30 protein-coding genes are annotated in these 25,474 nt (G+C 67.5%); 22 read left to right on the forward strand and 8 right to left on the reverse strand.

Annotation, left to right across the window (positions count from 1 at the left end):
• The first annotated feature begins 35 nt into the window (after nucleotides 1–35).
• The 10 genes from OHS03_RS22900 (at nucleotide 36) to OHS03_RS22945 (ending at nucleotide 6,409) form a co-directional block, all read left to right on the forward strand.
• Entirely contained in the window at nucleotides 36–899 is an 864-nt protein-coding gene (locus OHS03_RS22900; protein WP_328656917.1) for a lytic transglycosylase domain-containing protein, read from the forward strand.
• Between the two features lie 114 nt (nucleotides 900–1,013).
• A complete protein-coding gene (locus OHS03_RS22905) occupies nucleotides 1,014–1,343 on the forward strand; it encodes a hypothetical protein (RefSeq protein WP_328656919.1) in 330 nt (109 codons plus the stop codon).
• Complete coding sequence (locus OHS03_RS22910) at nucleotides 1,343–2,068, forward strand: WXG100 family type VII secretion target (RefSeq protein WP_328656921.1); 726 nt, start codon at nucleotides 1,343–1,345, stop codon at nucleotides 2,066–2,068. Before OHS03_RS22905 ends, OHS03_RS22910 begins: the two co-directional genes overlap by 1 nt.
• A gap of 108 nt (nucleotides 2,069–2,176) precedes the next feature.
• Nucleotides 2,177–2,548, forward strand: coding sequence for a hypothetical protein (locus OHS03_RS22915; protein ID WP_328656923.1), 372 nt, complete (start codon nucleotides 2,177–2,179; stop codon nucleotides 2,546–2,548).
• Nucleotides 2,545–3,120, forward strand: a complete 576-nt coding sequence (locus OHS03_RS22920) for a hypothetical protein (protein WP_328656925.1) — start codon at nucleotides 2,545–2,547, stop codon at nucleotides 3,118–3,120. Before OHS03_RS22915 ends, OHS03_RS22920 begins: the two co-directional genes overlap by 4 nt.
• A 64-nt stretch (nucleotides 3,121–3,184) precedes the next feature.
• Nucleotides 3,185–4,321, forward strand: coding sequence for an Mrp/NBP35 family ATP-binding protein (locus OHS03_RS22925; protein WP_056813362.1), 1,137 nt, complete (start codon nucleotides 3,185–3,187; stop codon nucleotides 4,319–4,321).
• 37 nt (nucleotides 4,322–4,358) lie between these two features.
• Entirely contained in the window at nucleotides 4,359–4,679 is a 321-nt protein-coding gene (locus OHS03_RS22930) for a DivIVA domain-containing protein (protein ID WP_056813364.1), read from the forward strand.
• On the forward strand, nucleotides 4,676–5,308 hold the full coding sequence (locus OHS03_RS22935) for a DNA-3-methyladenine glycosylase I (RefSeq protein ID WP_328656927.1): 633 nt from the start codon (nucleotides 4,676–4,678) through the stop codon (nucleotides 5,306–5,308). The genes OHS03_RS22930 and OHS03_RS22935 overlap by 4 nt, the downstream gene beginning before the upstream one ends.
• 106 nt (nucleotides 5,309–5,414) lie before the next feature.
• Nucleotides 5,415–5,582: a DUF3117 domain-containing protein gene (locus tag OHS03_RS22940; RefSeq protein ID WP_011211259.1), complete on the forward strand. Its 168-nt coding sequence runs from the start codon at nucleotides 5,415–5,417 to the stop codon at nucleotides 5,580–5,582.
• Nucleotides 5,579–6,409 carry a putative RNA methyltransferase gene (locus tag OHS03_RS22945; RefSeq protein ID WP_407942522.1) on the forward strand — a complete coding sequence of 277 codons (831 nt, stop codon included), beginning with the start codon at nucleotides 5,579–5,581 and terminating at the stop codon, nucleotides 6,407–6,409. Before OHS03_RS22940 ends, OHS03_RS22945 begins: the two co-directional genes overlap by 4 nt.
• 73 nt (nucleotides 6,410–6,482) lie before the next feature.
• Here OHS03_RS22945 and glgA read toward each other — a convergent pair whose 3' ends face one another.
• Nucleotides 6,483–7,649, reverse strand: coding sequence for a glycogen synthase (glgA, locus tag OHS03_RS22950; RefSeq protein WP_328664369.1), 1,167 nt, complete (start codon nucleotides 7,647–7,649; stop codon nucleotides 6,483–6,485).
• A gap of 111 nt (nucleotides 7,650–7,760) precedes the next feature.
• Here glgA and glgC point away from each other — a divergent pair, with 111 nt between their 5' ends.
• The gene (glgC, locus tag OHS03_RS22955) at nucleotides 7,761–8,978 is read left to right on the forward strand and encodes a glucose-1-phosphate adenylyltransferase (RefSeq protein ID WP_056813378.1); all 1,218 of its coding nucleotides are present in this window, start codon (nucleotides 7,761–7,763) and stop codon (nucleotides 8,976–8,978) included.
• Nucleotides 8,979–9,002: 24 nt separating this feature from the next.
• On the opposite strand, the gene OHS03_RS22960 is transcribed toward glgC, so the two are convergent.
• Complete coding sequence (locus tag OHS03_RS22960) at nucleotides 9,003–9,635, reverse strand: O-methyltransferase (protein ID WP_056813381.1); 633 nt, start codon at nucleotides 9,633–9,635, stop codon at nucleotides 9,003–9,005.
• Between the two features lie 376 nt (nucleotides 9,636–10,011).
• Here OHS03_RS22960 and sigE point away from each other — a divergent pair, with 376 nt between their 5' ends.
• The 9 genes from sigE (at nucleotide 10,012) to OHS03_RS23005 (ending at nucleotide 17,125) form a co-directional block, all read left to right on the forward strand.
• Nucleotides 10,012–10,674 carry an RNA polymerase sigma factor SigE gene (gene sigE, locus OHS03_RS22965; protein WP_062990593.1) on the forward strand — a complete coding sequence of 221 codons (663 nt, stop codon included), beginning with the start codon at nucleotides 10,012–10,014 and terminating at the stop codon, nucleotides 10,672–10,674.
• 59 nt (nucleotides 10,675–10,733) lie between these two features.
• Nucleotides 10,734–11,102, forward strand: a complete 369-nt coding sequence (locus OHS03_RS22970) for a hypothetical protein (RefSeq protein ID WP_056813391.1) — start codon at nucleotides 10,734–10,736, stop codon at nucleotides 11,100–11,102.
• Nucleotides 11,103–11,112: 10 nt separating this feature from the next.
• Nucleotides 11,113–12,645: a S1C family serine protease gene (locus OHS03_RS22975; RefSeq protein WP_063005478.1), complete on the forward strand. Its 1,533-nt coding sequence runs from the start codon at nucleotides 11,113–11,115 to the stop codon at nucleotides 12,643–12,645.
• A gap of 33 nt (nucleotides 12,646–12,678) precedes the next feature.
• Nucleotides 12,679–13,098: a Sec-independent protein translocase protein TatB gene (gene tatB / locus OHS03_RS22980; RefSeq protein ID WP_062990599.1), complete on the forward strand. Its 420-nt coding sequence runs from the start codon at nucleotides 12,679–12,681 to the stop codon at nucleotides 13,096–13,098.
• Nucleotides 13,099–13,279: 181 nt separating this feature from the next.
• On the forward strand, nucleotides 13,280–14,137 hold the full coding sequence (locus tag OHS03_RS22985) for a hypothetical protein (RefSeq protein ID WP_056813397.1): 858 nt from the start codon (nucleotides 13,280–13,282) through the stop codon (nucleotides 14,135–14,137).
• Between the two features lie 116 nt (nucleotides 14,138–14,253).
• A complete protein-coding gene (locus tag OHS03_RS22990; RefSeq protein ID WP_328656929.1) occupies nucleotides 14,254–14,820 on the forward strand; it encodes a hypothetical protein in 567 nt (188 codons plus the stop codon).
• A 93-nt stretch (nucleotides 14,821–14,913) separates the two neighbouring features.
• Nucleotides 14,914–15,993 (forward strand): XdhC family protein, encoded by a 1,080-nt coding sequence (locus OHS03_RS22995; protein ID WP_328656930.1) that lies wholly within the window; start codon nucleotides 14,914–14,916, stop codon nucleotides 15,991–15,993.
• A 102-nt stretch (nucleotides 15,994–16,095) separates the two neighbouring features.
• On the forward strand, nucleotides 16,096–16,689 hold the full coding sequence (locus OHS03_RS23000; protein ID WP_328656932.1) for a TetR/AcrR family transcriptional regulator: 594 nt from the start codon (nucleotides 16,096–16,098) through the stop codon (nucleotides 16,687–16,689).
• Nucleotide 16,690: 1 nt separating this feature from the next.
• Entirely contained in the window at nucleotides 16,691–17,125 is a 435-nt protein-coding gene (locus tag OHS03_RS23005; RefSeq protein WP_328656934.1) for a DUF6640 family protein, read from the forward strand.
• A gap of 53 nt (nucleotides 17,126–17,178) precedes the next feature.
• Here OHS03_RS23005 and OHS03_RS23010 read toward each other — a convergent pair whose 3' ends face one another.
• Genes OHS03_RS23010 through OHS03_RS23030 form a run of 5 tightly spaced genes read right to left on the reverse strand, consistent with a single transcriptional unit; the run spans nucleotide 17,179 to nucleotide 22,239 of the window.
• A complete protein-coding gene (locus OHS03_RS23010) occupies nucleotides 17,179–18,117 on the reverse strand; it encodes a glucosyl-3-phosphoglycerate synthase (RefSeq protein ID WP_328656936.1) in 939 nt (312 codons plus the stop codon).
• Nucleotides 18,114–19,091, reverse strand: a complete 978-nt coding sequence (folP, locus tag OHS03_RS23015) for a dihydropteroate synthase (RefSeq protein ID WP_407942405.1) — start codon at nucleotides 19,089–19,091, stop codon at nucleotides 18,114–18,116. The genes OHS03_RS23010 and folP overlap by 4 nt, the downstream gene beginning before the upstream one ends.
• Before the next feature lie 21 nt (nucleotides 19,092–19,112).
• On the reverse strand, nucleotides 19,113–20,879 hold the full coding sequence (locus OHS03_RS23020; protein WP_328656938.1) for a long-chain-acyl-CoA synthetase: 1,767 nt from the start codon (nucleotides 20,877–20,879) through the stop codon (nucleotides 19,113–19,115).
• Nucleotides 20,880–20,890: 11 nt separating this feature from the next.
• Nucleotides 20,891–21,445 carry an LOG family protein gene (locus OHS03_RS23025; RefSeq protein WP_056813417.1) on the reverse strand — a complete coding sequence of 185 codons (555 nt, stop codon included), beginning with the start codon at nucleotides 21,443–21,445 and terminating at the stop codon, nucleotides 20,891–20,893.
• On the reverse strand, nucleotides 21,439–22,239 hold the full coding sequence (locus tag OHS03_RS23030) for an LOG family protein (protein WP_063056375.1): 801 nt from the start codon (nucleotides 22,237–22,239) through the stop codon (nucleotides 21,439–21,441). Before OHS03_RS23030 ends, OHS03_RS23025 begins: the two co-directional genes overlap by 7 nt.
• Nucleotides 22,240–22,338: 99 nt before the next feature.
• On the opposite strand from OHS03_RS23030, the gene OHS03_RS23035 reads away from it, so the two are divergent.
• A complete protein-coding gene (locus OHS03_RS23035; protein ID WP_328656940.1) occupies nucleotides 22,339–23,157 on the forward strand; it encodes a hypothetical protein in 819 nt (272 codons plus the stop codon).
• Between the two features lie 25 nt (nucleotides 23,158–23,182).
• Here OHS03_RS23035 and dapE read toward each other — a convergent pair whose 3' ends face one another.
• A complete protein-coding gene (gene dapE / locus OHS03_RS23040) occupies nucleotides 23,183–24,277 on the reverse strand; it encodes a succinyl-diaminopimelate desuccinylase (protein WP_328656942.1) in 1,095 nt (364 codons plus the stop codon).
• 118 nt (nucleotides 24,278–24,395) lie between these two features.
• On the opposite strand from dapE, the gene dapD reads away from it, so the two are divergent.
• Nucleotides 24,396–25,346 carry a 2,3,4,5-tetrahydropyridine-2,6-dicarboxylate N-succinyltransferase gene (gene dapD, locus OHS03_RS23045; protein ID WP_328656944.1) on the forward strand — a complete coding sequence of 317 codons (951 nt, stop codon included), beginning with the start codon at nucleotides 24,396–24,398 and terminating at the stop codon, nucleotides 25,344–25,346.
• Nucleotides 25,347–25,474: the final 128 nt, after the last annotated feature.

The raw sequence follows: 25,474 nt of genomic DNA on the forward strand, positions 1-25,474 counted from the left end.
TTCTCATCCAACACGGTTGAGGAGGGCACCACACAGTGGGTCGTCATCGGAAACAGCCTGCTACGACAGTTCGGCGTAGCTCGCTCATCGCACTGACCGGATTGGTCCCCGCTGGACTGGTAGCCGTTACCGCGGCCACCTCCGAGGCGACCACGGCAACCACCGCAGCTGTCGAGCACGACCTGCTTCCCGGCGCCGAGCCGGAGACGAGGGCCGATCTGGTCGCGTCATCGGAGGCCGACGTCGCCGAGCTCACGCATGCGGAGGCTCGCCAGTCGGCCTCTGCCGCGCCGGTCGTGAAAACCGTTGCGCTGGCGGACGATCGCGCCGCCTCGGATATGCCCGCGGGCCCGCTCGGCATTCCGGGCATCGCCGTCGCCGCCTATCAGACCGCCGAACAGCAACTGGCCGTGGAGGATCCGCACTGCGGGATGTCCTGGTCGCTGCTGGCGGGCATCGGCCGCGTCGAATCCACCCATGCCTACGGCAAGGCCGACGCACAGGGCAATCCGATCAAGGCGGTCTACGGACCCGTCCTCGACGGCAGTCTCTCCGGCAACAACGTCATCCACGACACCGACGGCGGCGACCTCGACGGCCTCGCCGGTTACGACCGCGCCATCGGCCCGATGCAGTTCCTGCCCGAAACCTGGCACCGCTACGCCGCCGACGGCAACGCCGACGGCATCGCCGATCCCCAGAACCTCTTCGACGCCGCCCTCACCGCGGGCCGCTACCTCTGCGACGGCGGCCTGAACATGCGCGACCTCTCCCAGCAGTCCAAGGCGATCCTGCGCTACAACAACTCGATGGCCTACGTCGCCAACGTGATGGCCTGGTCGGGTTCGTACTCCAGCGGCCTGGCCCCCAAGCCCCAGGACCTCCCCAGAATCCACTAGGGAGCGACGACCCACGCCTCCTCGCCCGATATGGCGTGGTTGCGCCGAGCAGCTCGCCTATGTGAAAGTGCCCCGACACAAGCGACTTCCGAGTCGCCGTCAGGAGGGGTCGGGATGTCGGAAACTTTCAAGGTCGAGCCGGACGCGGTGGACACGTTCGCGGCAAGTTTGCGAACACTCGCCGAAGCCAATGCGAATGTCGCCACCTATCTGGAGAAGTGGCTGGTTCTCGACAACACCGTCTGGGGCGATGGCGGGTTGATCCGTATCGGGCTCAGTGCCGTCAGCGAGGCACACGCCCAACTCGCGCCGAACTACGCCACGCTCGGCACGCTCTGCGAGAATGCGGCAGCCGAACTGACCAACGTCGCGCAGGTGTACCGCACCACCGACAAGGCACATGCCGATGCGTTGGACCGCACCTATCCCGCAGGCGGTCAGTGATGTCGAAGGCTCCGTCCGAGTACCTGGCCGAACCGTCGCTGGAGGATCCGCTCAGCGACCAGTTCGAGTTCCTCATCACCTCCAATGCGATCTCGCCGTCCTACTGGGTGTGCAAGTGGTGTGAGAACGTCATCGGCACCGACCCGCTGAAATGGGTAACCTCCAAGATCTCCGGCGATTGGGAGGCCCTGCAGAAAGCCGGCAAGGCCGTGGAGAACCTCGCTGCCTATAGTTCGACGTTCTCCGACTCGGTCAAGTCCGCTGCGACAACGGTCGACGCGACCTGGGACGGCAACGCCGCGACGAGCGCTCAGGCCTACTTCACCAAGCTTTCGGCAGCCGTCTCCGCCCAGGTGGGGCCTTTGCAGGAGATGGCTGACGAGATCAACCGCTTCGCCTCTTCCGCGTACCACCTCTCCACAGCGATGAGCAATTCTTTGCAGGCCCTGCTGGACTGGGGAGCCATCGCATTGATCCAGTTGGCAGCAGCCGAAGTCGCCGGGCTCACCGGCGTCGGACTCGTCGCTACGGCGGCACTCGTCGCTGCAGCCACCCTGACCACGCTCAAGGTCATCAAGGCGTGGAACGACTTGGTCCAAACCTTCAACACCGGCTACGCGGCTCTCGAGGGGATCGCTGGTGTCGGATTCGGCGTCGTCGCGGTGGTCGAGTCGGCTGATATGCCTGCTCTGCCCAATGCCAGTTACGACCATCCGGGAGCCTGAGTGAGTACGCCTGAGCCAATTCACGATTTGGCCCGCGGAGACATCGGCGTCTCACGGCAACTTTCCCGAGCGCTGCGGGTCCTGATGGATACCGCCACGGATCCGCAGTTGAAGAATCAACTCCGCGGGATCCTCGCAGGGACGGGCAGCGCACGCGATCTGATGCACAGTGAAGGGTTCAACCAGGTTCTCGATCGGACCATGCCCGACGCGATGCGGCACTTCGCCGAGATGACGGACGAGGAACGGCAGCGGCTGGCCGAGCAGGGCGAAGCCGATTTGGCGCGCCTGCGGGTCGAACCTCTCGACGACGAGCCGCACCGACCGCCCGCCCCATCGACGTCCACGCCATCGGCGCCCGCCGACAACGTGGTGCCCGGGACCCGCAAGCCCAACCGCGAGCGGATCGTCACACCGGATGAGGACGACGAGGACGACGCGTATTTCCGCGAACGGCAACAGCGGGGTTGGCTGCGATGACTCGTCAGCAGGTCGTCTTCGATACCGAGTACAACCCGGACTGGATGCCGATCTTGTCGGCGACGCCGATGGAGTTGGTCCTCGCCGAGCCGATGCCCGAGTTCTGCAGCGAGCACGGCCTACCCGCCGTGGGCAGCCGTGCGTGCACGGTGAATTCCAGCGGACCGCTATCGGAGCTACCGACGCTGCGGAGCTTTCTGCGGTCCATGCCGCCCCGACGGCAGATTCCGGCAGAGGCGCGCGTCAGGTTCCAGTGTCCGGCCTGTGAATACTGTCTCGCCGCGATCCGGCGAGACAGGTGGATCGCGGTGCTGTCGCTGCTGTTCGTTCCACTGACGATCGCGGCGATTTTCATCGCCAAGCAGCTCGAACTGGAGCAGTTCTATCTCCCTTTGGCCTTCGCGGTGGTGCCCGGGTGCCTGCCGATCGCGTTGGTGACGGCGATGCTCGCTTGGAGCCGATCCGGGTATTTCGCGGACGTGTGGATGAACGTGACGGCCGACCAGTTGATCGTTTCCGCGCACCCGGATTTCGTGGCGGCGGTCGAGCGGAACCGGGCCGATACCCGCTGAAGGATCGGGACCGTCTTGGAATCCCCGGAAGGCTCGCTACCGCTGGGGGGATAACATCGGGCGTATGTCAGTGATTACGGAAGCGGATGTGCGGGCGGCGCTCGCGAAGGTCGACGATCCGGAGATCCGCAAACCGATCACCGAGTTGGGCATGGTCAAGTCCATCGCCATCGCCGACAGCGGTGATGTGCACATCGAGATCTATCTGACCACCTCGGGGTGCCCGTTGCGGACCGAGATCATTCAGCGGGTCACCAAGGCCGTCGCCGACGTCAACGGGGCGGGCGCGGTGACGGTCGACCTCGACGTGATGAGCGATGAGCAGCGCACCGAGCTGCGCAAGTCGCTGCGTGGCGATTCGGCCGAACCGGTCATCCCGTTCGCCCAGCCCGGTTCGCTGACCCGTGTGTACGCGGTGGCCTCAGGTAAGGGTGGCGTCGGCAAGTCCAGCGTCACCGCCAACCTGGCCGTGGCACTGGCGCAGCGTGGGCTGTCGGTCGGTGTGCTCGATGCCGATATCTACGGCCACTCCATCCCGCGCATGCTCGGCACCGACGCCCGCCCGACCCAGGTCGAGAGGATGATCATGCCGCCCGTCGCGCACGACGTGAAGATGATCTCGATCGCGCAGTTCACCGAGGGCAATACTCCCGTGGTGTGGCGCGGCCCGATGCTGCACCGCGCGCTGCAGCAGTTCCTCGCCGACGTGTTCTGGGGCGATCTGGACGTGCTGCTGCTCGACCTGCCGCCCGGCACCGGCGACGTCGCGATCTCCCTCGCCCAGCTCATCCCGAGCGCCGAGATCCTGGTCGTCACCACCCCGCAGATCGCCGCCGCGGAGGTGGCCGAGCGCGCGGGTGCGATCGCCCTGCAGACTCGCCAGCGCATCGCCGGGGTCGTGGAGAACATGTCCTGGCTCGACCTGCCGGATGGTTCGCGCATGGAGCTCTACGGCTCCGGCGGCGGCCAGGTCGTGGCCGACCGCCTCACCCGCGCCGTCGGCTCGAATGTGCCGCTGCTCGGCCAGATCCCGATCGAGCAGGCCCTGCGCGAAGGCGGCGACGACGGCAACCCGATCGTGCTCTCCGACCCGGAGAACCCCGCCGCCGTCGCCCTGCTCGACATCGCCGACAAACTCGCCGTCCGCAAGCGTGGCCTGGCAGGCATGTCACTGGGAATCGACACAACTCGTCATCTCTGATTCGGGACTTGTCAGTGGCGTTGCCTAGGCTGTTTCCATGCTGACGCTGCTTCTGTACGTGCTCATCGTCGGGTTGGTTGCGGCGATGTTGTTCCTTGTCGCCAGTGCGGTGTTCGGGCGGTCCGAGGAGCTCGGGCCGTTGCCTGACGGGACCACGGCTACTGTGCTGCCCGCCGACGGGGTCACGGGGGCCGATGTGCGGGCGTTGCGATTCCAGCAGGTGGTGCGCGGGTACAAGGCCGGTGAGGTCGACTGGGCGCTGGGCAGGCTGGCCGATCGGATCGACGAACTCGAGTTCGAGTTGGCCCAGGTTCGGCAGTGGCAGGCTCAGGTGGCGGCAGGCCAGGATCGCGGGTGAGCGAGCTCGCCGACGACGGCCTCGTTCGCTGCGACTGGTCGACCGGCTCGCAGCTGTACCGCGACTATCACGACACCGAGTGGGGTCAACCCCTGCACGGCGACGACGCGATGTTCGAACGGCTCTGCCTCGAGGCCTTCCAGTCGGGGCTGGCCTGGATCACCGTCCTGCGTAAGCGACCCGCGTTCCGCACCGCGTTCGCCGGTTTCGAGATCGCGAAGGTCGCCGAATTCGATGATCACGACCGCGCGCGGCTGCTCGCCGACGCCGGCATCGTGCGCAACCGCGCCAAGATCGACGCGGTGATCAACAACGCCCGGGTTGCTCGCGACCTGCCGACGAGTCTCGACGAGCTGGTGTGGTCGTTCGCACCCGCGCCACGCCCACGGCCGACCTCGATCGCGAATGTGCCCGCGACCACACCTGAATCCATTGCTCTGGCAAAGGAATTGAAGCGTCGCGGGTTCGCTTTCGTCGGCCCTACGACGGCGTATGCCCTCATGCAGGCAACCGGCATGGTGGACGATCACCTGGACGTTTGCTGGGTGGGCGCGGTACCGAACGGAACCGACTCAGCAGTCACATTTCGTACTCAGGTGTCCGCCCGCGACGGCAATAGGGAAGAATAGGACCGGTGTGGCCCGCCGAACACCCGGCGAGCCCGCTGGTTGGCGACAACCGGCAGACGAGAAAACAGTGCGCAGAACCACCGCGCAGATCTGGAGGGAGCAGAGGATGGCGGCCATGAAGCCCCGTACCGGGGACGGTCCCCTCGAAGCAACCAAGGAAGGTCGTGGAATCGTCATGCGGGTTCCACTCGAGGGTGGCGGGCGTCTGGTCGTCGAACTCACACCGGACGAGGCTGCGGCGCTCGGTGACGAACTGAAGAGCGTCACCAGCTGAATGCGCTGACCGAGGTCGCCGCACTTCTGGCCTGCCCGGAGTGCGGCGATGCACTGCAACCGCACGATCGTGCGCTGCGATGCGGTTCCGGCCACAGCTTCGACATCGCCCGTCAGGGCTATGTCGGGCTGCTGACCGGCGCATCGACGAAAATGACCGGCGATACCGCCGACATGCTCGACGCCCGCGCCGCCTTTCAGGGTGCGGGCCATTTCGCCCCGATCGCCGCGGCGATCGCTCGTGCCCTCGACACCGATGGCGCGGTGCTCGAAATCGGCGCGGGTACGGGCTACTACCTCGCCGAGGTGCTCGACGCGCACCCCGGCACCCTCGGCATCGCCTTGGACGTGGCCAAGCCCGCCGCCCGCCGAGCCGCCCGCGCGCACCTCCACATGGGCTCCGTGCTGGCCGATGCTTGGCGCGGCCTCCCGGTGCGCGACGACGCCATCTCCGGCGTGCTCTCGGTCTTCGCCCCGCGCAACCCCGCCGAAGTCGCCCGCGTGCTCACTCCGGGCGGACGCTTCGTCGTCGTGACGCCCACGGCTCGTCATCTGGGCGAGCTGATCGGCCCCCTCGGCATGGTCAGCGTCGACCCCGACAAGGACCGCCGCCTCGCCGACTCACTGTCAGGCACCTTCACCCGCGCCGAGCACACCCTCGTCGAGTTCCCGATGAAGCTGTCGCGCCCCGACGTCACCAACGTCGTCGCGATGGGCCCGTCGGCCTTCCACGGCACCCCCGCCGACGATCCACGCATCGCCGCCCTACCCGACATCACCGAAGTGACAGCCTCGGTCACCGTGTCGACCTATCTACCTCGCGGCTGACCGCACTCGTCACGCTGAGGCCGACCCCGCCCCACCCACTCCGCCACCGAGCGCCCTGCGGCCCAACCGGGCCCTAGCGCAACACACTCCGGTACACCTCGAGCGTGCGCTCAGCGATCCGCGCCCAGTCGAACTCCGCGATCGCCCGCGCCCGCCCGGCCTCGCCGTAGCGCACAGCGAGCGCCCGATCCCCCGCCACCTCGTTCACCGCGGCAGCGAGCCCCTGCTCGTACTCCTCCGTCGCCTCCGGGTCGTAGTGCACCAATCGACCGGTGCCCCCGTCGACGACCACCTCCGGAATCCCACCCACATCGGAAGCGACAACGGCGGTCGCGCACGCCATCGCCTCCAGGTTCACGATGCCGAGCGGTTCGTAGACCGACGGGCACACGAATACCGAGGAGGCGGACAGGATCTGGCGGACCTGCCCGGCGGGGAGCATCTCCTTCACCCAGAAGACGTTGCCGCGCCGACGCTGCAATCCGTCGACGGCGGCGGCGACCTCTACCTCGAGCTCCTTGGTATCGGCCGCGCCCGCGCACAGCACCAACTGGATATCGGGGTCGAACGAGGCGGCCGCGGCGAGCAGATGCCCGACACCCTTCTGCCGGGTGATCCGTCCGACGAACGACACGATCGGCAGGTCAGTGCGCACCCCGAGCCGCTCCAGCACCGGAATGTCGGCACCGCCGGGCGGGCCGGGATGCCACACGCTCGCGTCGATGCCGTTGTGCACCACATGAACTCGATCAGGATCGATCGCGGGGTAGGCGTCGAGCACGTCGTGGCGCATGCCTTCGCTCACCGCGATCACCGCATCGGCGTGCTCCATCGCATTGCGTTCCGACCACGACGAGAGGCGATATCCGCCGCCGAGCTGTTCGGCCTTCCACGGCCTGCGCGGTTCCAGCGAATGCGCCGTGAGCACATGCGGAATCCCGTGCAGCATGGCGGCGAGGTGACCGGCCAATCCCGCGTACCAGGTGTGCGAGTGCACCACGTCCACGCCGCCTGCCGCGTCGGCCATGCGCAACTGCGCCGACATCATCTGCAACGCGGCATTGGCGGCGTACAGCTCGGGGTCGGGACGGTGCACCACGGCGCCGCCGCGCGGCGCGCCCATGCAGTGCACGGTGACATCACAGAGATCACGCAATCGGACCGTGAGTTCGGTGACATGAACGCCCGCACCGCCATACACCTCGGGGGGATACTCCCGGGTCAGCATGGCGACTCGCAGCGGTTGCGCTGGAATCTGCTCGCTGTCGGTGCCATCACTCACTGGGTCCAAATTAGACCCTCGGGTCGACATGGGCCACCGTAACCCCGCTGGCCCTGTACTTTGAGCAGGGTGAGGAGCCAGCCGCACGTACTCGGGATCGTGCTCGCCGGTGGCGAGGGCAAACGACTGTTTCCGCTCACCGCCGACCGTGCCAAGCCCGCGGTCCCCTTCGGCGGCGCGTACCGGCTGATCGACTTCGTGTTGAGCAACCTCGTGAACGCGGGATACCTGCGTCTGTGCGTGCTCACCCAGTACAAATCGCATTCGCTCGATCGCCATATCTCACAGACCTGGCGGCTGTCCGGGTTCACCGGTGAATACATCACCCCGGTGCCCGCCCAGCAGCGTCTCGGGCCGCGCTGGTACACCGGCAGCGCCGACGCGATCATGCAGTCGCTCAACCTGATCTACGACGAGGACCCCGACTACATCGTGGTGTTCGGCGCCGACCACGTGTACCGGATGGACCCGGAACAGATGGTGGCCAGCCATATCGCGTCCGGCGCGGGCGTCACCGTCGCCGGCATCCGGGTGCCGAGGGCCGAGGCGAGCGCGTTCGGCTGCATCGACACCGACGAGTCCGGCAAGATCACCCAGTTCCTGGAGAAGCCCGCGCATCCGCCGGGCACCCCCGACGACCCGAACGTGACGTTCGCATCGATGGGCAACTACGTGTTCACCACCCGCGTACTGGTCGACGCCATCCGCGCCGACGCCGAGAACTCCGATTCCGACCACGATATGGGCGGCGACATCATCCCGACGCTGGTCGCCGCCGGCCAGGCCGCCGTCTACGACTTCGCCGACAACGACGTCCCCGGCGCCACCCAACGCGACCGCGGCTACTGGCGCGACGTGGGCACCATCGACGCCTTCTACGAGGCGCACATGGACCTGGTCTCGGTGCACCCCGTGTTCAACCTCTACAACAAGCACTGGCCGATCCGCGGCGCCGCCGAGAACCTGCCGCCCGCGAAATTCGCCCAGGGCGGGCTCGCCCAGGAGTCGATCGTCGGGGCGGGCTCGATCCTGTCGGCGGCGACGGTCCGCAATTCGGTGCTGAGCTCGAACGTCGTGATCGAGGACGGCGCCACGGTGGAGGGCAGTGTGTTGATGCCCGGTGTGCGGATCGGGCGTGGCGCGGTGGTGCGCCACGCGATCCTGGACAAGAACGTGGTGGTCGGCGAGGGCGAGATCATCGGCCTCGATCTCGATCGCGACCGGGAGCGTTTCGCCGTCAGCAACGGCGGTGTGGTCACCGTCGGCAAGGGCATCTGGGTCGGCTGAATTCTTTGCGGCTGGTGCCGCGGTTCAGCACCTCGACGCGCAGAGCAACCCGTCACCGATCGGGATCAGCACGCTGGTGAGCTCGGGGTTTTCCGCGATCGCACGAGTCGCCGCACGCACCGCCTGCGTGGCCGGGTCACGCTGGTCCGGATCGGGAACGCGCCCACCGAGCAGCGCGTTGTTGAGGATGAACGCGCCGCCCTCGCGCAACAACCGCACACCCTGTTCGACGTAATTGGGGTGTTCCATCGGTGCCGCGTCGATGAAGACCAGGTCGTAGGAGCCGTCGGCCAGGCGGGGTAGCACGTCCAGCGCGCGCCCGTTGATCAGTCGCGTGCGCGACGGCGTGATCTCGGCGGTCCGGAACGCCTCCTTGGCCGCGCGCTGATGCTCGGGTTCGGAGTCGATCGTCGTCAGCGTCCCGTCCTCACGCATCCCGTCGAGCAGCCACAGCCCACTGACGCCCGCCCCCGTGCCCACCTCGACGACCGAGCGCGCGCCGAGCATCTGCGCGTACATGCTCAGCAGCGCACCGACCGCCGCGGGCACCGGCGCGGCACCCAATTCGGTGGCCCGCTCGCGCGCTTCGAGAAGAACCTCGTCTTCGACGACGGACTCCTCCACATAGGCCAGGTTCCGCTCCACGTTCGATGCCACAGCTATGAGGCTAGGCCACCGAGGGGGTATGTGTATTCAGCAAAGGGACGGATCCGACACTGTGTCGCACAGATCCCGAACAATTGCCGAAAGTTTGCGGATCGGTCACAACAGCCCCCGAACTGCTGGTTCTCCGTTGGCGACAGGACTAGGGTCGAGTTCGACCAGAATTCTCAGGTCACACTCAGGATCTCCACACCTGACCCATATCAGGGCAGGAAATAGTTGCCCTACGCAAGGCCAGCCGATCGCGGCGGGCACGAGACTCGGGAACAACCGCACACAGTTGCTGGTTGATTGTCGGTAAGCAAGGTTCGCTGACCCGGACCAGCCAGGTTTCGTGCCAGCGGTCCCGAGTAGGAGGTGTCCCATCACGATGGTAGACACGGCGCGTCAAGACGCCACCGACCAGACTCTGCCCGCTGATCTCATCGCGGCAGAAGCCGACGAACTCGAGGCCGAACTCACCGGCACCGCCGCTTTCGACGCGACCGGCGATCGCGCCGCCATGCCCTCCTGGGACGAACTGGTCCGCGAGCACGCCGACCGGGTCTATCGCCTGGCCTACCGCCTCTCCGGTGATGCCCAGGACGCCGATGACCTCACCCAGGACACCTTCATCCGGGTGTTCCGCTCGCTGCAGAACTACCAGCCCGGCACGTTCGAGGGCTGGCTGCATCGCATCACCACCAACCTGTTCCTCGACATGGTCCGTCGTCGCAACCGCATCCGTATGGAAGCGCTGCCGGAGGACTACGACCGGGTGCCCGCCGAAGGCCCGACCCCGGAGGACGCCTACCACGACTCCCGCCTCGACCCCGACCTGCAGAAAGCACTCGATTCGCTGGCGCCGGAGTTTCGCGCCGCGGTCGTGCTGTGTGACATCGAGGGTCTGTCCTACGAGGAGATCGGCGCGACGCTGGGTGTGAAACTGGGCACCGTGCGAAGCCGGATCCATCGCGGGCGTCAGGCATTGCGCGAGTACCTTGCGCATAATGGAAGTGAGCAGCGGTACTCCGCTGAAGCCCCATCGTTGTGACGGGAGTTCGACGTCACCGGGGGCTCTCGGTTGACGTCGGTCGGAAGGAAGAATCCCGGATGAGCGTGGAACCCAGTGCCGCAGGTCGCCCACCGCGCTTTCAGCCCACCGAGCACCTGGCCAGTGAGGCTGTGGCGGCTTTTGTCGACGGCGAACTGCGGATGAACGCCTATCTGCGTGCCGCCCAGCATCTTTCGGTCTGCCCCGAATGCGCGGCCGAGGTCGATGCCCAGCAGCAGGCGCGCATCGCGCTGCGCCGGGCCGCCGAGGTGGCGATTCCGCGCAGCCTGCACGACAGCCTCTCGCGCATTCCGCTGGCCGACCTCCCCGGCAACGCACCCGAACCGCAGCGCCGTAACGAGGCATTTCTCGGATTCATCACAGATTCCTTCACCGCGACCCGGTGGACAACGTGGCGGCGCAAGTAGAGTCTGCGACGTGACAGGCGAATCGACGAATTCCGGATCGGCCGACCACTCGGATTCGGGGGACAATCGGGGCACGCTGCGCCCTTCGGACGCACCGAGCCTCGGGCCGCGCCCGGTCTACCGGCCGCACATCGACAGCCACACCGCGCGCGCGTTCCGCCGCCCGAACGGCCAAGCCGGTTCGTTCGCACCGCACGACCCGCAGCGTGTGGCCGGAAAGGGCGCCGACGAAGGCATCGTCGCCCGCCCGCCGGACGGCGTGCTCGCCGAGGCGTTCGCCCGGCCCGAGGGCTCCTCGGAGCTGTTGCAGCGCGAGCCCGGCGCCGACGAGCCGAAGACGGTCGTCGCGGGTCCGGTCGACCCGTGGCGTGATCCCGACGCGGCGGCCCGGCTCGGTGCGCCCGCCGTCGACACTCCCCCGCCTGCCCGGTTGCCCGTCGCGGACAAGCTGAGCGCTCGCGAGGTGCTGTTCGGTTCGCGGGTGGCGCCGAAGGCACTGGCGATGCTGGCCGTGCTGGCCCTCGGCATCGCCGTTGTGGGCGGACTGGTCGGGCGGGTCACCGCCGAGACCGCGTCCACGCTCACCTCACGCAAGGTGACCCTGGATCAGAGCGCGGGTGTCGAGACCCCGCACAGCCAGATCGCCGCGGTCGCCAATGCCGTACTGCCCTCGGTGGTCTCGATCCGGGCCACTGTCGGCGACAACGGCGCGACCGGTTCCGGCGTGGTGATCGACGGCGGCGGTTACGTCGTCACCAACAACCACGTGATCTCGATGGCCGCGACCGACAAGTCCAACCGCTCCGCCATCCAGGTCCAGTTCTCCGACGGCACCCGGGTGCCCGCGCAGATCGTCGGGCGCGATCCCAAGACCGACCTCGCGGTGCTCAAGGTCGAGGCCAAGAACCTGACGGTGGCCAATCTCGGCAAGTCCGCCGATGTGCAGGTCGGCGACGACGTGCTGGCGGTCGGTTCGCCACTCGGCCTGAGCAAGACCGTCACTTCCGGCATCGTCAGCGCCCTGCACCGGCCCGTGAAGCTCGCGGGCGAGGGCAGCGACACCAACGCGGTGATCGACGCCGTACAGACCGACGCAGCGATCAACCCGGGTAACTCCGGTGGCGCGCTGGTCGACATGCAGGGCCGCGTCATCGGTATCAACACCGCCATCCGCAGTGAGACCGGCGGTTCGGTGGGCCTCGGCTTCGCCATCCCGGTCGACGTGATGACCGCCGTCACCCAGACCCTGATCCGCGACGGCCAGATGCACCACCCGGTGATCGGCCTGAGCGCGCGCACCAAGACGGTCGCCAACGAGGTGATGAGCGGTGCCGCCGTCGCCGATGTGACGCCGGGCAGCCCCGCCGACAAGGCGGGCATCGTCGAGGGCGACGTGGTCGTGAAGATCGGCGACCGCGAGGTCACCGGGCCCGACGAACTCGTCGTCGCCGTGCAGTCGCGCAAGATCGGCGAAACGGTGAACGTGCAGTTGATCCGTGATGGCAGGCAGGTGGACGTGCCGGTCACCCTCGAATCCGACTGACCTGTGGACGCGCGCGCCGGGTAACCTGGAACCGTGTTCAGCAACATCGGGTGGAGCGAGATGATGATCCTGCTCGTCGCCGCCCTCGTGATCCTCGGTCCGGAGCGACTGCCCGGCGCCGTCCGCTGGACCACAGGCGCGCTGCGCCAGGCGCGCGACTACGCCAGCGGCGCGACGTCGCAGCTGAAACAAGAGCTCGGACCGGAGTTCGACGATCTGCGCAAGCCGCTCGCCGAGCTGAACGAGCTGCGTGGCATGAGCCCGAGGGCCGTGGTCACCAAGCACCTGCTGGGCGGTGACGATTCGGTGCTGCGCGATCTGGAGAGCGCGGTGCCCGACAAGAAGCAACTGTTCGGCACCAGCAGCGGCATGCCGTCCACTCCGTCAGCTCCCCCGCCGCCGAAGTCGCTGGAGCGCAACGAGCGCCCCCCGGTCGACTACGACGCGACTTAGCTCGCCGAACACACCGCACGGTCGGCATTTGCTGCGAGATCGCGCTGAACGAACTCTGCGGCGGCGACCTTGCTTCTGTGTGATTTGCCGACAAACCGCGTCCGAGAGTGTTGTGTCGCAAGACAGTTCGATGTCAACCGTTATAGACACACAACGCTGTCGAGCTGTCTAGACTTCGCACATGTCGGCCGATGACGTGGCACGAGTTTTCGCGATCGAGGACAAGGTCGAGCGACTCAAAGCAGCCACCGACGGGGTGGCGGCTGCCCAGCAGACCATCAACGAACTAACCAGGATCCGGCGAGCCGTGATCCGAGAACTCCATGCCGACGGCTGGACGTTCGCCCGGATCGGCGCCGCCGCCGGACTGTCGCGTGCGCGTATTCACCAGGTGAGCACGCAGGGTCCCGTTCCCGAAGGACTGTTCTTCGGCCACGGCACCTTGACCGTGCTCGCCCCCGAGGTCCGCTCCGGCCGACTCCTGGGCGCACCGGACCCACAGGCCGCGCAGCGTCTGGCCGAACTGCTGCGACAACTCGGCTTCGCGGCGAACGTCGAGACGTTCATGCCCGGCCGACCGATCGACCTCAATCGCGACGGGCTGGTGATTCTCGGCGGCCCCGAGCTCTCGCCCAGCCTGCGCCAGCTGGTGGTGGCCGATCCGCGCCTGCGCCGGACCGTCACCAGAGCGGGCGATACCCGGCGCGGCATAGAGGACAGGGCCGCACGCCGCGTCTACCGGCCCGGCGGCACCGAACCGCACGACATCGCCTACCTGGCTCGGCTCCCCCGGCCCGACCGGCGCGGCAGCATCATGCTGATCGACGGACTGCATCCGCCCGGCTCACTGGGTGCGATCCGATTGCTGGCGACCCGCTTGGCGACCCTGCACGAGCGTGCGAGCAGCCATTTGTTCTCGGTCCTCATCGCAGTCCGATACGACCGCGCCACCGGCGAACCCGTTGATGCGGATTTGCTCACCCCGGTTTACCGCCATGAAACAGACCCAAAGTTGGCTACGACCCGGGTTCGTCCATAGACTGAACTAAACTCGCCGTGCTCAGTGATCTGCATCACTGTACTGTTATGGATCACAAGTCGCCCGCGATGGTTAGATTGCTAGCGAGTAACCGAGTGTGAGTAGGTGAGCATCACATGTTCTCGTCTCCAGAGGCCAGCGCATGCCGGGTTCTGCCCGTGCACGCGGCAGGCCATCCACGGCCCGTTCCGCCCTTCGACGCGGAGCCGACCACCGGCGACGTCATCGTCACCACCCATCGTGTGACCTACAGCGATCGCCTGAAGGTCTTCATCGGCCCGCACGAGGACGTGGACAGCTTTCTACGCCCGTTGCGCCGGATGGATGGTCATCAGCGCTACGCGCTCGATCTGACCGTGCTACCCGAGCCGGTGCCCGCCACCGAGGTCACCACGACCGTGAGTTCGGCGCGCGGCGATCTCGCGCTCGGCTGCGCCGGTTCGGCGGACGCGATGACTCTGCAACTGCGCACGACCATCGATCACGTCACCCGGCGCTTCACCCTCGGGCTCCCCGGGGGGCGACTCGGTCTGCCGACGGTGTACCTCCCGCACGGCGACGAGGACACCTACGTCTACCCGGAAGAGGTGTTCACCGCCGACAACGCGGTGGAGATCTTCCGCGACTTCTTCCACGCCGGCGCGGTTCCCGCGGGTCTGCAGCAGCGCGAGATCCTCGACTGAGAGCTGCTCGCCGCGCGCGAAATGCTCGACGATAGCTAGGCTGGTCGCACGGTCACAATGCCTCGATGATGACCGTGGAGAGGCCGGTGCGTGATGCGTGATCTCCTCGGACAGGTACTCGAACTGCTCGGTGATCAGGCCGTGGCACTGGCCAGGATCGTCGACCGAACCGGTGCGGGTCCGCGCGAAACCGGGGCCGCGATGGCGATGACGGGCGACGGTCGCGTGCTCGGTTCGCTGTCGGGCGGCTGCGTCGAGTCGGCGGTGCTCGCTGCCGCCTGCCAGGTTCTGCTCGACGGCCGGGCGAGCCTCGAGCGGTTCGCGGCCGCCGATGAACTCACGGTCGGCCTACCGTGCGGTGGCGAGATCGAAGTCTTCGTCGAACGCCTCGACCGCGACGATCTCCCCGTCCTGCGCGCCCTCCACTCCGCACTCGACGCGCACCATCCGATCGCCTACGCCACCACCCTCGAGTCGACCCCCGACCGAAAACTCCTGCGCCCCGGCGACACCGCCCCATGGCGCGGCCTCGACCACGACGCCGCCGCCCTCCTCACCGCGGGCCACAACGGACTCATCGGCGCCCAGGACTGCACCCCCGCCCAGGCCGAACGCCCCCGCACCTTCGTCCAGGTCTTCCGCTCCCCCGCCCGGATGATCCTGGCAGGCGCCAACGACTACACCCGCGCCATGACCGTCGCCGCGGCGAACCTCGGCTACCACGTCACCGTCGTAGACGCCCGCGAAACCTTCACCACCCCAGCCCGTTTCCCGGCAGCCGACGAGGTGGTGATCGATTGGCCGCACCGCTACCTCGAGGCCGAACAGCTCGCGGGCCGCATCGACGACCGCACCGTCCTCTGCGTCCTCACCCACGACCCCAAGTTCGACGTCCCCCTCCTCGCCACCGCACTCGACCTCCCGGCCATAGCGTTCATCGGCGCTCTCGGTTCCCGCCGAGCTCACGCCGACCGCGCCGCCCGTCTTCGCGATACCGGACTCCTCGACTCCGACATCGCCCGCGTCCGAAGCCCCCTCGGCCTCGATCTCGCCGCCCACACCCCCGAAGAAACCGCCATCTCCGTCCTCGCCCAAATCCTCGCCACCCGAGGAAGCGCCACAGCCCGGCCCCTGGCAGAGCTGGACGGCCCGATCCACCGCCGCCCGGACTAGGTCCCGCTCGGTACTTACTCCCCTGGAAATCTGTTCATTCGTTCATAACTTCGATACAGTTTGTATCGAAGTTATGAAACAGATTGTCCGAAGGGAATGTTCGTGCGACCACCCGATCCGCGGACGGTGCGCAGCCGTGATGCCGCGCTCGTATCGGCGCGAGAGCTGTTGATAGAGCAGGGATTGGCCGGGCTGACGCATGGGGCCGTCGCGGCGCGCAGCGGGATCAGCCGAGCCACGCTGTATCGGCTCTGGCCGGAGCCCACCGATCTCGTCCGCGCCACGTTGACCCGCCACATCACTCTCGCGCAGCCACAGCCGACGGGGGATCTGCGAGCCGATCTGCTGACCGCGCTGACTGCCACGCGCGCGATGCTGCACGAACCGGTAACCGAGCAGGGCATGCGGGTGGTGATCGAAAGGGCCGCTGTCGACGCGAAATTCGCGGAGGTGAAGGAGGCGCTGTACCGGTCGGGCACCCAGGCGGTGCGCACGACGCTGACCGAGGCCGTGACCCGCGGGGAACTCCCCGCCGAACTCGATATCGACCTCGCGGTCGATCAGCTGCACGGTCCCTTGTTCTTCCGGCGGCTCGTCGCCGATCGGACCTTCGACCTCGACTACGTGCGCGAGGTCCTCGACGACTTCCTGCGCGGCCGCACCTCGAAACCCGCACGCCGGCAAGGAGCCCCGTGACATGACGACAACCCTGTCCGCCCCACGCGTTCTCGCCGTACTCGTCGCGGTCATCACCGTATTCGGTGCTCTGCTCGCTGATTTCGTCATCCCCGCGGGCGCTGCTCAGCACCTGCGCAACGACGCCTGGCCGCCGCACGCGAAATTCCACGACGCCCAGTACATCGTCCTGTCGATCCTGCTCGGCGTGCTGGCGCTGACATTGCTGCTACGGCGCGATGGCGGCACCCGCTCGCGCCTGTGGACGGCCTGCGCGATCCTGGCTACGCCGTGGCTCGGCCTGCTGGCGGCGATGCTGTTCCCCGGCACCGCTGTTCACGATCCCGAGTTCGCCGACACCACGATCATCGGCCTGCACCCGCAGGTGCTGCTGGCGGTGATCCTGCTGGCAGTGCTGACCACCGCCGTCGCGCTCAGCACCCGACGCCGGAACTGACACAGCGGGCGCCGCTCCGGTCCACTGACCGAGGCGGCGCCCGATGTGGACGACTATGCCGCGACTTGTTCGGGCCGAAGGGTTTTCATCGGCGGTCGGTCTTCGAGCGAGACCGCGGTGGAATGGGCGATGAATTCGCCTTCGATCAACGGGAACTGGGTCAGCGGAGCGCCCGAGTCGGGGACTCCGCTGCGGCGCAGAGCGGTGCCGAGGATCTGGCGGCTCATCACACCCAGGTCGGACAGCGGGCGGTTGCGGTGGGTGCGCACGCCCAGGTTCACCTGGGTGATGGCGTCCATGCCCATGTGGTCGTAGGTGTCGAGGAGCAGGCCGATCTCCACGCCGTAGCCGGGAGCGAACGGGACCGCGGTGAGGAGTTCGCGGGTGCCCGCGTATTCGCCGCCGAGCGGCTGGAGCACCTGCACCAGTTCGGGGCGAAGGGCGGCCAGCAGCGGACGGGCGACGAGTTCGGTGACTCGCCCGCCGCCGTTCGCGTCCACGGACTCGCCCTGCCGCAGCGGGCGGCGGTAATAGGCCTTGGACAGGTGCGTGCCCTGCATCATCAGCAGCGGGCCGAGGAGCTTGGGCACGAAGTCGGGGTCGGGGTCGATCAGGTCGGAGTCGACGAAGGCGATCAGATCGCCCGTGGTGACCGCCAGCGACCGCCACAGCACCTCGCCCTTGCCGGGGACCGGTTCGAGTTCGGGAACGGCTTCCTCGCGTGAGATCACCTCGGCGCCCGCCGCGCGTGCGCGTTCGGCGGTGGCGTCGGTGGACCCGGAGTCCAGCACGATCAGTTCGTCGACGAGCGTGCCGAGCAGCGGCCGGATACTGGCCACGACCGCGGCGACGGTGTCCTGTTCGTTCAGCGCGGGCAGCACCACCGAAACGGTGCGGCCCTCCTTGGCGGCGACGAGCTCGCCGACCGTCCATTCAGGGGTGTCCCATGTGTGGGTAGTGGCCCAGGCGGGCTCGCGGTGTTGGATTTTCATGCCAGACCTCGCAGAGTTCGTGCGGGGGGCCGGATGCCCTGGATCGCGGCGATCATGTCCACGACCCGTCGGGTTTCGGCGACTTCGTGAACCCGGAAGATCCGAGCGCCCGCGGCGGCCGACCATGCGGTTGCCGCCAGTGTGCCCTCGACCCTTTCGGTAAGATCTACCCCTAGAGTCTCCCCGATAAAATCCTTGTTGCTCAGTGCCATCAGCACTGGCCATCCGGTATTTACAAGACCGTCGATTCCGCGCAACAACTCGAGCCCGTGATAGGTGTTTTTGCCGAAATCATGAGTGGGATCGATCACGATGCCATCGGCTCGCACGCCCGCGGACGCGGCATTCTCGGCCGCGGCGACGACGGTGGCGGTCACCTCGGCCACCACATCGGCATAGCGAACACGATGCGGGCGGGTGCGCGGCACGGCGCCGCCGGTGTGGCTGCACACGATGCCCGCGCCCGTTTCGGCGGCGACGTGCACGAGATCGGGGTCGGCGCCGGCCCAGGTGTCGTTGATCAGGTCGGCACCCACGGCGACAGCGGCCCGCGCGACGTCACCTCGCCAGGTATCCACACTGATCAACAGGTCCGGATACTTCGCCCGGATCGCCGCGACGAACGGCACCACCCGCTGCGCTTCCTCGGCCGCGTCGACGGTGACTCCCGGCCCCGCCTTCACCCCGCCGATGTCGACCAGATCGGCGCCCTCGTCGACCGCGCGCGAGACGCGTTCCATCGCGGCCTCGTCGCTGAAGGTGGCGCCACGGTCGTAGAACGAGTCCGGTGTGCGATTCACGATCGCCATCACCAACGCGCGATCCGTCGCCACCTCGCGCCCACAGAAGGTGCGCTCGTAACGCCTGCCCGGGATTTCCGCCGACGACTCGGGACCGCGACTGCTTGTGCTCCGGGCAGGCGGTTCGTTCTCTGGTCGGGGTCCGGGCGTACCCGACGAGTTACCGATGTTCATGCGAAATCAGACGTTACCTTGCTAGCGCGGGGCTCGACCGGCGGCGACGTCATCGGCGTATCCGTCGTAAGCCGGGATGTAGCCATCTGTCGGACCGGACAGCACATACAGCTGACCGTCCGCGTCGGGTGCGTACCCCTGCTTACGCAATTCCACCTTCCGGCTCTTGAAGGTCGAGGTCTGCTCCAGTTCGGCGACCACGCGCACGTACAGCGGGACCGCGTATAAAGGCAGTCGCTGGTAGGCGGTCGCGGCAAGGGCCTTCCCGTCGAACGAGGCGTCGTCGGCCAGCGTGATGGCCGCCATGCCCGCTTTTCCGTCGGTGCCGGGAATGTCGACGCCGTAGACAACGGCCTGATCGACGCGCTCGTCGTGCCCGAGGGCACCCTCGACCTCCGTGGTCGCCACGTTCTCGCCTTTCCACCGGAAGGTGTCGCCGAGCCGGTCGACAAACGCGATGTGCCAGAAATGCTGATCGCGGACGAGGTCGCCGGTGTCGAACCAGCAGTCGCCCTTCTTGAAGCCGTCGCGCACCAGCTTGGATTCCGACGCCTTCTTATCGGTGTAGCCGTCGAACGGCTGACGGTTGTTCACCTTCGCCAGCAGCAGCCCCACCCCGCCCGACCGCACCCGGCGCAGCTTCCCATCGCGACCGCGCCGCGCGTGGCCGGTCTCGTCGTCGTACTCGACGACCGCGTACGGCAGCGGGCACAGTCCGGCGGTCCGGTCGACGCCGAACGCGTTGACGAACGCCAGCGGCGCCTCGCTCGACCCGTAGAACTCGACCACCCGGCCGATCCCGAACCGGCGACGGAACTCGTCCCACAGTTCGGGCCGCAACCCGTTGCCGACGGCCAGCCGGACCCGGTTGCCCTTCTCGCCGGACCGCACCGGCTGGTTGATCAGGTAGCGGCACAGCTCGCCGATGTAGATGAACGCGGTGGCCCGCTCGCGCGCGATCTCGTCCCAGAACCCCGACGCCGAGAACTTGCGGCTGAGCACATAGGTCGATTCGCCCGCGAGCACGGCCGACAGCGCGACCGTGAGCGCGTTGTTGTGATAGAGCGGCAGGCAGCAGTACAGGGCGTCGTCGGCACGCAACCGGACGCCGAGCCCGCCGAGCCCGGACATGCTCTTGGTCCAGCGCTGATGGGTCATCACGCTGGCCTTGGGCAGACCTGTCGTGCCGGAGGTGAAGATGAGGAACGCCCGTTCCCCGGCCCGGACCCGCGCGCACGTGGCGGGGTCGGAATCGGTCGCGGTGCGGGCCGACTCGGCCAGCTCCTCGGCGGTGAGCACGTTCTCCGCCGGCTCGGGCAGCGAATCCAGCGCCTCGGCGCACTCCGCGCCGACGACATTGAGCACGCTGCCCAGCAGCCCGATGCTGTGTGCCAGCACCTGATCTCGCTGGTTGTAGTTGAGCAACCCCACAGTGGCGCCGAGCTTGAGCACGGCCAGCACCGTGAACAGGGTTTCGGGCCGGTTGGTCATCAGTACGCCGACCACGTCGCCGCGCGTCACCCCGCGCGCGGACAGCACTGCGGCGTAACGGTTCACCTCGCTGTTGGCGGCACGGTAGGTGTAGGAACGACCTTCGAAACGCAGGAACACCCGGTCGGGCCTGCGGTGTGCGACCCGCTGGAAATACAGCCCGATGGAGGCTTTGTCCTTGGGCCCCACCAGCATTCCGCGCGCGTTGCGCAGCATGCCGGGAGCGTCGAGCGCCATGGCGGGCAGGGCTTTGGCCAGGTCGAACACGCTTACCGTGTCGCGCGCGTCATTGCTCACGTCGATCTCTCCTACTGTGCGGGCGCGGCCGGTTCCAGCGCGGCGAACGCGGTGGGCAGGTCGGTGGCCACGATGAGTCGGTCACGTGCTGCCCTCGGCACAATGGTGCGCTCGGACAGTTCGTCGATCCAGTGGAACAGGCCGTCGTAGAAGCCGTTCGCGTTCAGCAGGACAACGGGTTTGGTGTGTTCACCGAGGTAGCCGCCGGTCCAGGTCTCGAACAGTTCCTCGAGGGTCCCGATGCCGCCCGGCAGGGTGAGGAACGCGTCCGCGCGCGCTTCCATCAGCTGCTTGCGCTGGCGCATCGTGTCGGTGACGAGCAGTTCGTCGGCGTCGACATCGGCGACTTCCTTGTGCACCAGATGTTTCGGGATCACGCCGATGGTGTGCGCGCCACCGGCCCTGGCCGCGGTGGCGACCGCGCCCATCATCGACACATGACCACCACCGGAGACCAATTGCCAACCGCGACGCGCGATCTCGGTGCCGACGCGCGCGGCGAGGCTGATCAGGTCGGGATCGGTGGTGCTGGCGGAGCAGTAGACACAGACGGAATAGCTCACCATTGATCCTCGGTGCCGAGACGCTCGATGTTCGCGTGGCCGCCGGTTTCGCCCTGGATGATCCGCACGACCTCGTCGACGCTGTCGGTGAGCTGGATCAGGTCGAGATCCTCGGGCGAGATCTTGCCCGAGCCGGCCAGGGAGCTGCGCAGCCAGTCGACGAGGCCGGACCAGTAGGCGGTGCCGAACAGAATGATCGGGAAGCGGGTGATCTTGCGGGTCTGCACGAGGGTGAGCGCCTCGAACAGCTCGTCCAGGGTCCCGAAACCGCCGGGCAGGCAGACGAAGGCCTGGGAGTACTTCACGAACATCGTCTTGCGGACGAAGAAGTACCGGAAGTTGATCCCCAGATCCACCCACTCGTTGAGCCCCTGCTCGAACGGCAGCTCGATCCCGAGCCCGATCGAATAGCCGCCCCCTTCCGAGCAACCACGGTTGGCCGCTTCCATCGCGCCGGGCCCGCCGCCGGTGATCACCGCGAAGCCCGCCCGACTGAGCGCCGCGCCGATCTCCCGGCCCGCCACGTACTCGGGGTGGTCGGGACCCGTACGCGCCGAGCCGAATACCGTCACCGCGGGCGGGATCTCCGCGAGCGCGCCGAAACCCTCGACGAACTCGGCCTGGATCCGCAGTACCCGCCACGGATCGGTGTGCACCCAGTCGCTGTCCTGCCGCGTATCGAGCAGGTTCCGGTCGGCGGTCCGCACACCGGGCTTGCGCTCCCGGCGGAACATCACCGGACCACGGAACTTCGGTTTGACCTTCCCAACCTGTTCATCAGCGGAATCGGTAGACATGACCCCAACCTACTGTGTTGGATTCCGGTCACGGGCGCGCACTTCTAGATCGGCCGGGCCACGGCCATCCGCGTCCTCGATCGAGCCGAAGGATTTCCTGTGTCCCCTGCCGCCGCGACACATTCCGGTCGCGTGCTCGTCGTACTCGTCGCCATGGCCGGTGCGCTGATCGCCGCGTTCGTTGTCGCTCCACGCCTGCTGGCGAACAGCGTCGAGGTCGGCTTCAGCGACGAGAACGATCTTCGACGAGCGTTCCGCACGGCCTTCGTCGAGTATTGGCAGGCCGGGAACCGGGAGTTCACCGCCGATCTGGCGAAGGTGGTCGACTACTGGTACCGCTACCACCTCGTCAAAGCGGTACTCGCCGCGATTCTGCTGGCTGTGCTCGTCACGCTCACCGTGAAGCTCTGGCGGGCGTTCATGGCGGCGGGCCAGGCCGCGGTGGGCACACGGGTGGGTCTCGCGGTGTCCGGTGGTCTGGCCGCCGTGCTCGCGCTGTGCTCGCTGGTGCTGGTACTGGCCAATGCGCAGGGCGCGGTGACGCCCTTCGCGTCGCTGTTGCCGATGTTGCTGGGCGAGGACTCCGCCCCGACCGAGGTCATCACCCAGGTCGACCGCCGGTTGGCCGACGGCACCCGGATCCCCCCGCTGGAGGTGATGATCGACGAATTCGCTCGCTACCACGTGGCGATGGCCGCGCTCGCCGCCGTCACAGCCGTTCTCCTGCTCGGGGCGTGCGCACTTCTGTGGCGCACATCCGCCCGGTCCCCCGACCGCCGCTCCCGCCGCGTCCTCGCCTGGTTCGGCACCCTCTCGGCACTGTTCGCGTTGGTCATGGTCGTCGTCGCGGTAGCCAACACCACCAACGCGTCGAACCCGGTCCCCGGCTTGGCCGCCCTGTTCACCAACGGTTGGTGAGCGCGAACCTCGACGGGCGTCTCGACTACGGCTTGGACAGGTAGGTGCGCAGCATCGCGGTGACGGCGGTGATCTGGCTGAGCGGGACGTGCTCGTCGCGCTTGTGGGCGAGGTTGGGGTCGCCGGGGCCGAAGTTCACGGCGGGGATGCCGCGGGCGGCGAAGCGGGACACGTCGGTCCAGCCGTACTTGGCGCGCACGCCGCCGCCACCGTGGGCGTTGACGGAGTCGATGAGGGTGCGGGCGGCGGGCGCGGTCAGACCGGGCAGGGCTCCCGGCGAGGAGTCGGTGACCTCGAAGGCGACGTCGAGTCCGTCGAAGACCTCGTGGACATGCGCCACCGCCTGCTCGACGGTGCGGTCGGGGGCGAAACGGAAGTTCACATCCACCTCGGCGACATCGGGCACCACATTGCCCGCGACCCCGCCCGAGACCCGCACGGCCGACAGACCCTCGCGGTACACACAACCGTCGATATCGACCTCGCGCGCCTCGTAGGCCGACAACCGCGCCAGCACCGGAGCGAGACCGTGAATCGCGTTCTCCCCCAGCCATGCCCGTGCGGAGTGCGCGCGCACACCCGAGGTGGTCAATCGCACCCGCAAGGTGCCCTGGCACCCCGCCTCGATCCAACCCGCCGACGGTTCACCGAGAATCGCCAAGTCGCCTTCGAGCCATTCCGGCAATTCCCGCTCGATATGTCCGAGTCCGTTGAACTCCGCGGCGATCTCCTCGCCGTCGTAGAAGATCAGCGTCAAATCATGGGCCGGGTCGGCGATCGTGGCGGCCAGATGTAGGAATACCGCGTCGCCGGATTTCATATCGACTGTGCCACAACCGAACAGCACCGCTTCGCCGTCGACGCGATCCGGTCGGCTCGGCACATTGTTCGCGATCGGCACCGTATCGAGGTGGCCCGCCAGAATTACCCGCGTCGGCAATCCGCGCTGCGTGCGCGCCAGCACCACATTGCCGTGCCGTAGCACTTCGAACCCTGTGGTCTGCTCCCGGATCGCCTGCTCGACCAGGTCCGCGATCTTGGCCTCGTCGCGCGACACACTCGGTACGTCGACGAGGGCGGCGGTCAACTGGATGGGATCGGCACGCAAATCGAGAGTCACATCTCGACAGTAGTACGGCCGAGCCCTCGAACCCCGGATCCGGGCGAAGCCGACCGCGTGGTCCAACGCACAGGGCCCGCGGCACACCGCACCGGCCGGAACGGGCAAAATAGCCTCCGTGAGTATTCAGGGAGCAACTGCAGTCGGTATCGCCAATGTGACCTCGGACGGAACCGTCCTCGATACCTGGTACCCCAGCCCCGCGCTGGGCGAGTTCACCGAGACCGGCTCCCAGCGCCTAGACGCCGCCGAGGTGCCCGAGTTCGCCGAGCTCCTCGGCGTGGACGCGGCGCGTGGGGTCGAGGTGATCGCGGTGCGCACCACCATCGCGGATCTGTCGGCCGCCCCGGTCGACGCGCACGAGGTCTACCTGCGCCTGCACCTGCTCTCGCACCGTCTGGTCCAGCCGCACGGCCTGAACCTCGACGGCCAGTTCGGCCTGCTCAGCAATGTCGTGTGGACCAACCACGGCCCGTGCGCGGTCGAGGGTTTCGAGCAGACCCGGCTGAAGCTGCGCGCCCGCGGCCCGGTGACGGTGCTCAGCGTCGACAAGTTCCCCCGCCTGGTCGACTACGTGATCCCCTCCGGCGTGCGCATCGGTGACGCCGACCGGGTCCGCCTCGGCGCGCACCTCGCCGCGGGCACCACCGTCATGCACGAGGGCTTCGTCAACTTCAACGCGGGCACACTCGGCAATTCGATGGTCGAAGGTCGCATCTCGGCGGGTGTCGTGGTCGGCGACGGTTCCGATGTGGGCGGCGGCGCTTCCATCATGGGCACCCTGTCCGGCGGCGGCACCCAGGTCATCTCGGTCGGCGAGCGTTCGCTACTCGGCGCGAATGCGGGCGTCGGCATCTCGCTCGGCAACGACTGCGTGATCGAGGCGGGCCTCTACGTCACCGCGGGCACCAAGGTCACCGGACCCGACGGCACCGTCGTCAAGGCCGCGAGCCTGTCCGGTCAGAACAACCTGCTGTTCCGTCGCAATTCCACCACCGGCGCCGTCGAGGTCGTCGCGCGCAAGGGCACCGGCGTGGAACTGAACGCCGCATTGCACGCCAACGATTGATCGGTCGAATTGCCGGGCCGAACGGCCCGGCAATTCTTCTCATCAGTCACAATTCAGCAAATATTGCGGTTTCATGAAGATGAAGCCGAATGTGCGACAAGTGAATTCGCGCGCTAACCTTCGTTTCG

This window comes from Nocardia salmonicida, assembly GCF_036142455.1.
Lineage (GTDB): Bacteria > Actinomycetota > Actinomycetes > Mycobacteriales > Mycobacteriaceae > Nocardia > Nocardia salmonicida.

Bases quoted from the DNA above. Each gene is read 5' to 3' on its own strand.
- OHS03_RS22905 (WP_328656919.1), top strand. From the start codon at position 1,014: ATGTCGGAAACTTTCAAGGTCGAGCCGGACGCGGTGGACACGTTCGCG.
- OHS03_RS22910 (WP_328656921.1), top strand. From the start codon at position 1,343: ATGTCGAAGGCTCCGTCCGAGTACCTGGCCGAACCGTCGCTGGAGGAT.
- OHS03_RS22920 (WP_328656925.1), top strand. From the start codon at position 2,545: ATGACTCGTCAGCAGGTCGTCTTCGATACCGAGTACAACCCGGACTGG.
- OHS03_RS22925 (WP_056813362.1), top strand. From the start codon at position 3,185: ATGTCAGTGATTACGGAAGCGGATGTGCGGGCGGCGCTCGCGAAGGTC.
- OHS03_RS22930 (WP_056813364.1), top strand. From the start codon at position 4,359: ATGCTGACGCTGCTTCTGTACGTGCTCATCGTCGGGTTGGTTGCGGCG.
- OHS03_RS22940 (WP_011211259.1), top strand. From the start codon at position 5,415: ATGGCGGCCATGAAGCCCCGTACCGGGGACGGTCCCCTCGAAGCAACC.
- sigE (WP_062990593.1), top strand. From the start codon at position 10,012: ATGGTAGACACGGCGCGTCAAGACGCCACCGACCAGACTCTGCCCGCT.
- OHS03_RS22970 (WP_056813391.1), top strand. From the start codon at position 10,734: ATGAGCGTGGAACCCAGTGCCGCAGGTCGCCCACCGCGCTTTCAGCCC.
- OHS03_RS22985 (WP_056813397.1), top strand. From the start codon at position 13,280: ATGTCGGCCGATGACGTGGCACGAGTTTTCGCGATCGAGGACAAGGTC.
- OHS03_RS22990 (WP_328656929.1), top strand. From the start codon at position 14,254: ATGTTCTCGTCTCCAGAGGCCAGCGCATGCCGGGTTCTGCCCGTGCAC.
- OHS03_RS22995 (WP_328656930.1), top strand. From the start codon at position 14,914: ATGCGTGATCTCCTCGGACAGGTACTCGAACTGCTCGGTGATCAGGCC.
- OHS03_RS23005 (WP_328656934.1), top strand. From the start codon at position 16,691: ATGACGACAACCCTGTCCGCCCCACGCGTTCTCGCCGTACTCGTCGCG.
- OHS03_RS23010 (WP_328656936.1), bottom strand. From the start codon at position 18,117: ATGAAAATCCAACACCGCGAGCCCGCCTGGGCCACTACCCACACATGG.
- folP (WP_407942405.1), bottom strand. From the start codon at position 19,091: ATGAACATCGGTAACTCGTCGGGTACGCCCGGACCCCGACCAGAGAAC.
- OHS03_RS23025 (WP_056813417.1), bottom strand. From the start codon at position 21,445: ATGGTGAGCTATTCCGTCTGTGTCTACTGCTCCGCCAGCACCACCGAT.
- OHS03_RS23030 (WP_063056375.1), bottom strand. From the start codon at position 22,239: ATGTCTACCGATTCCGCTGATGAACAGGTTGGGAAGGTCAAACCGAAG.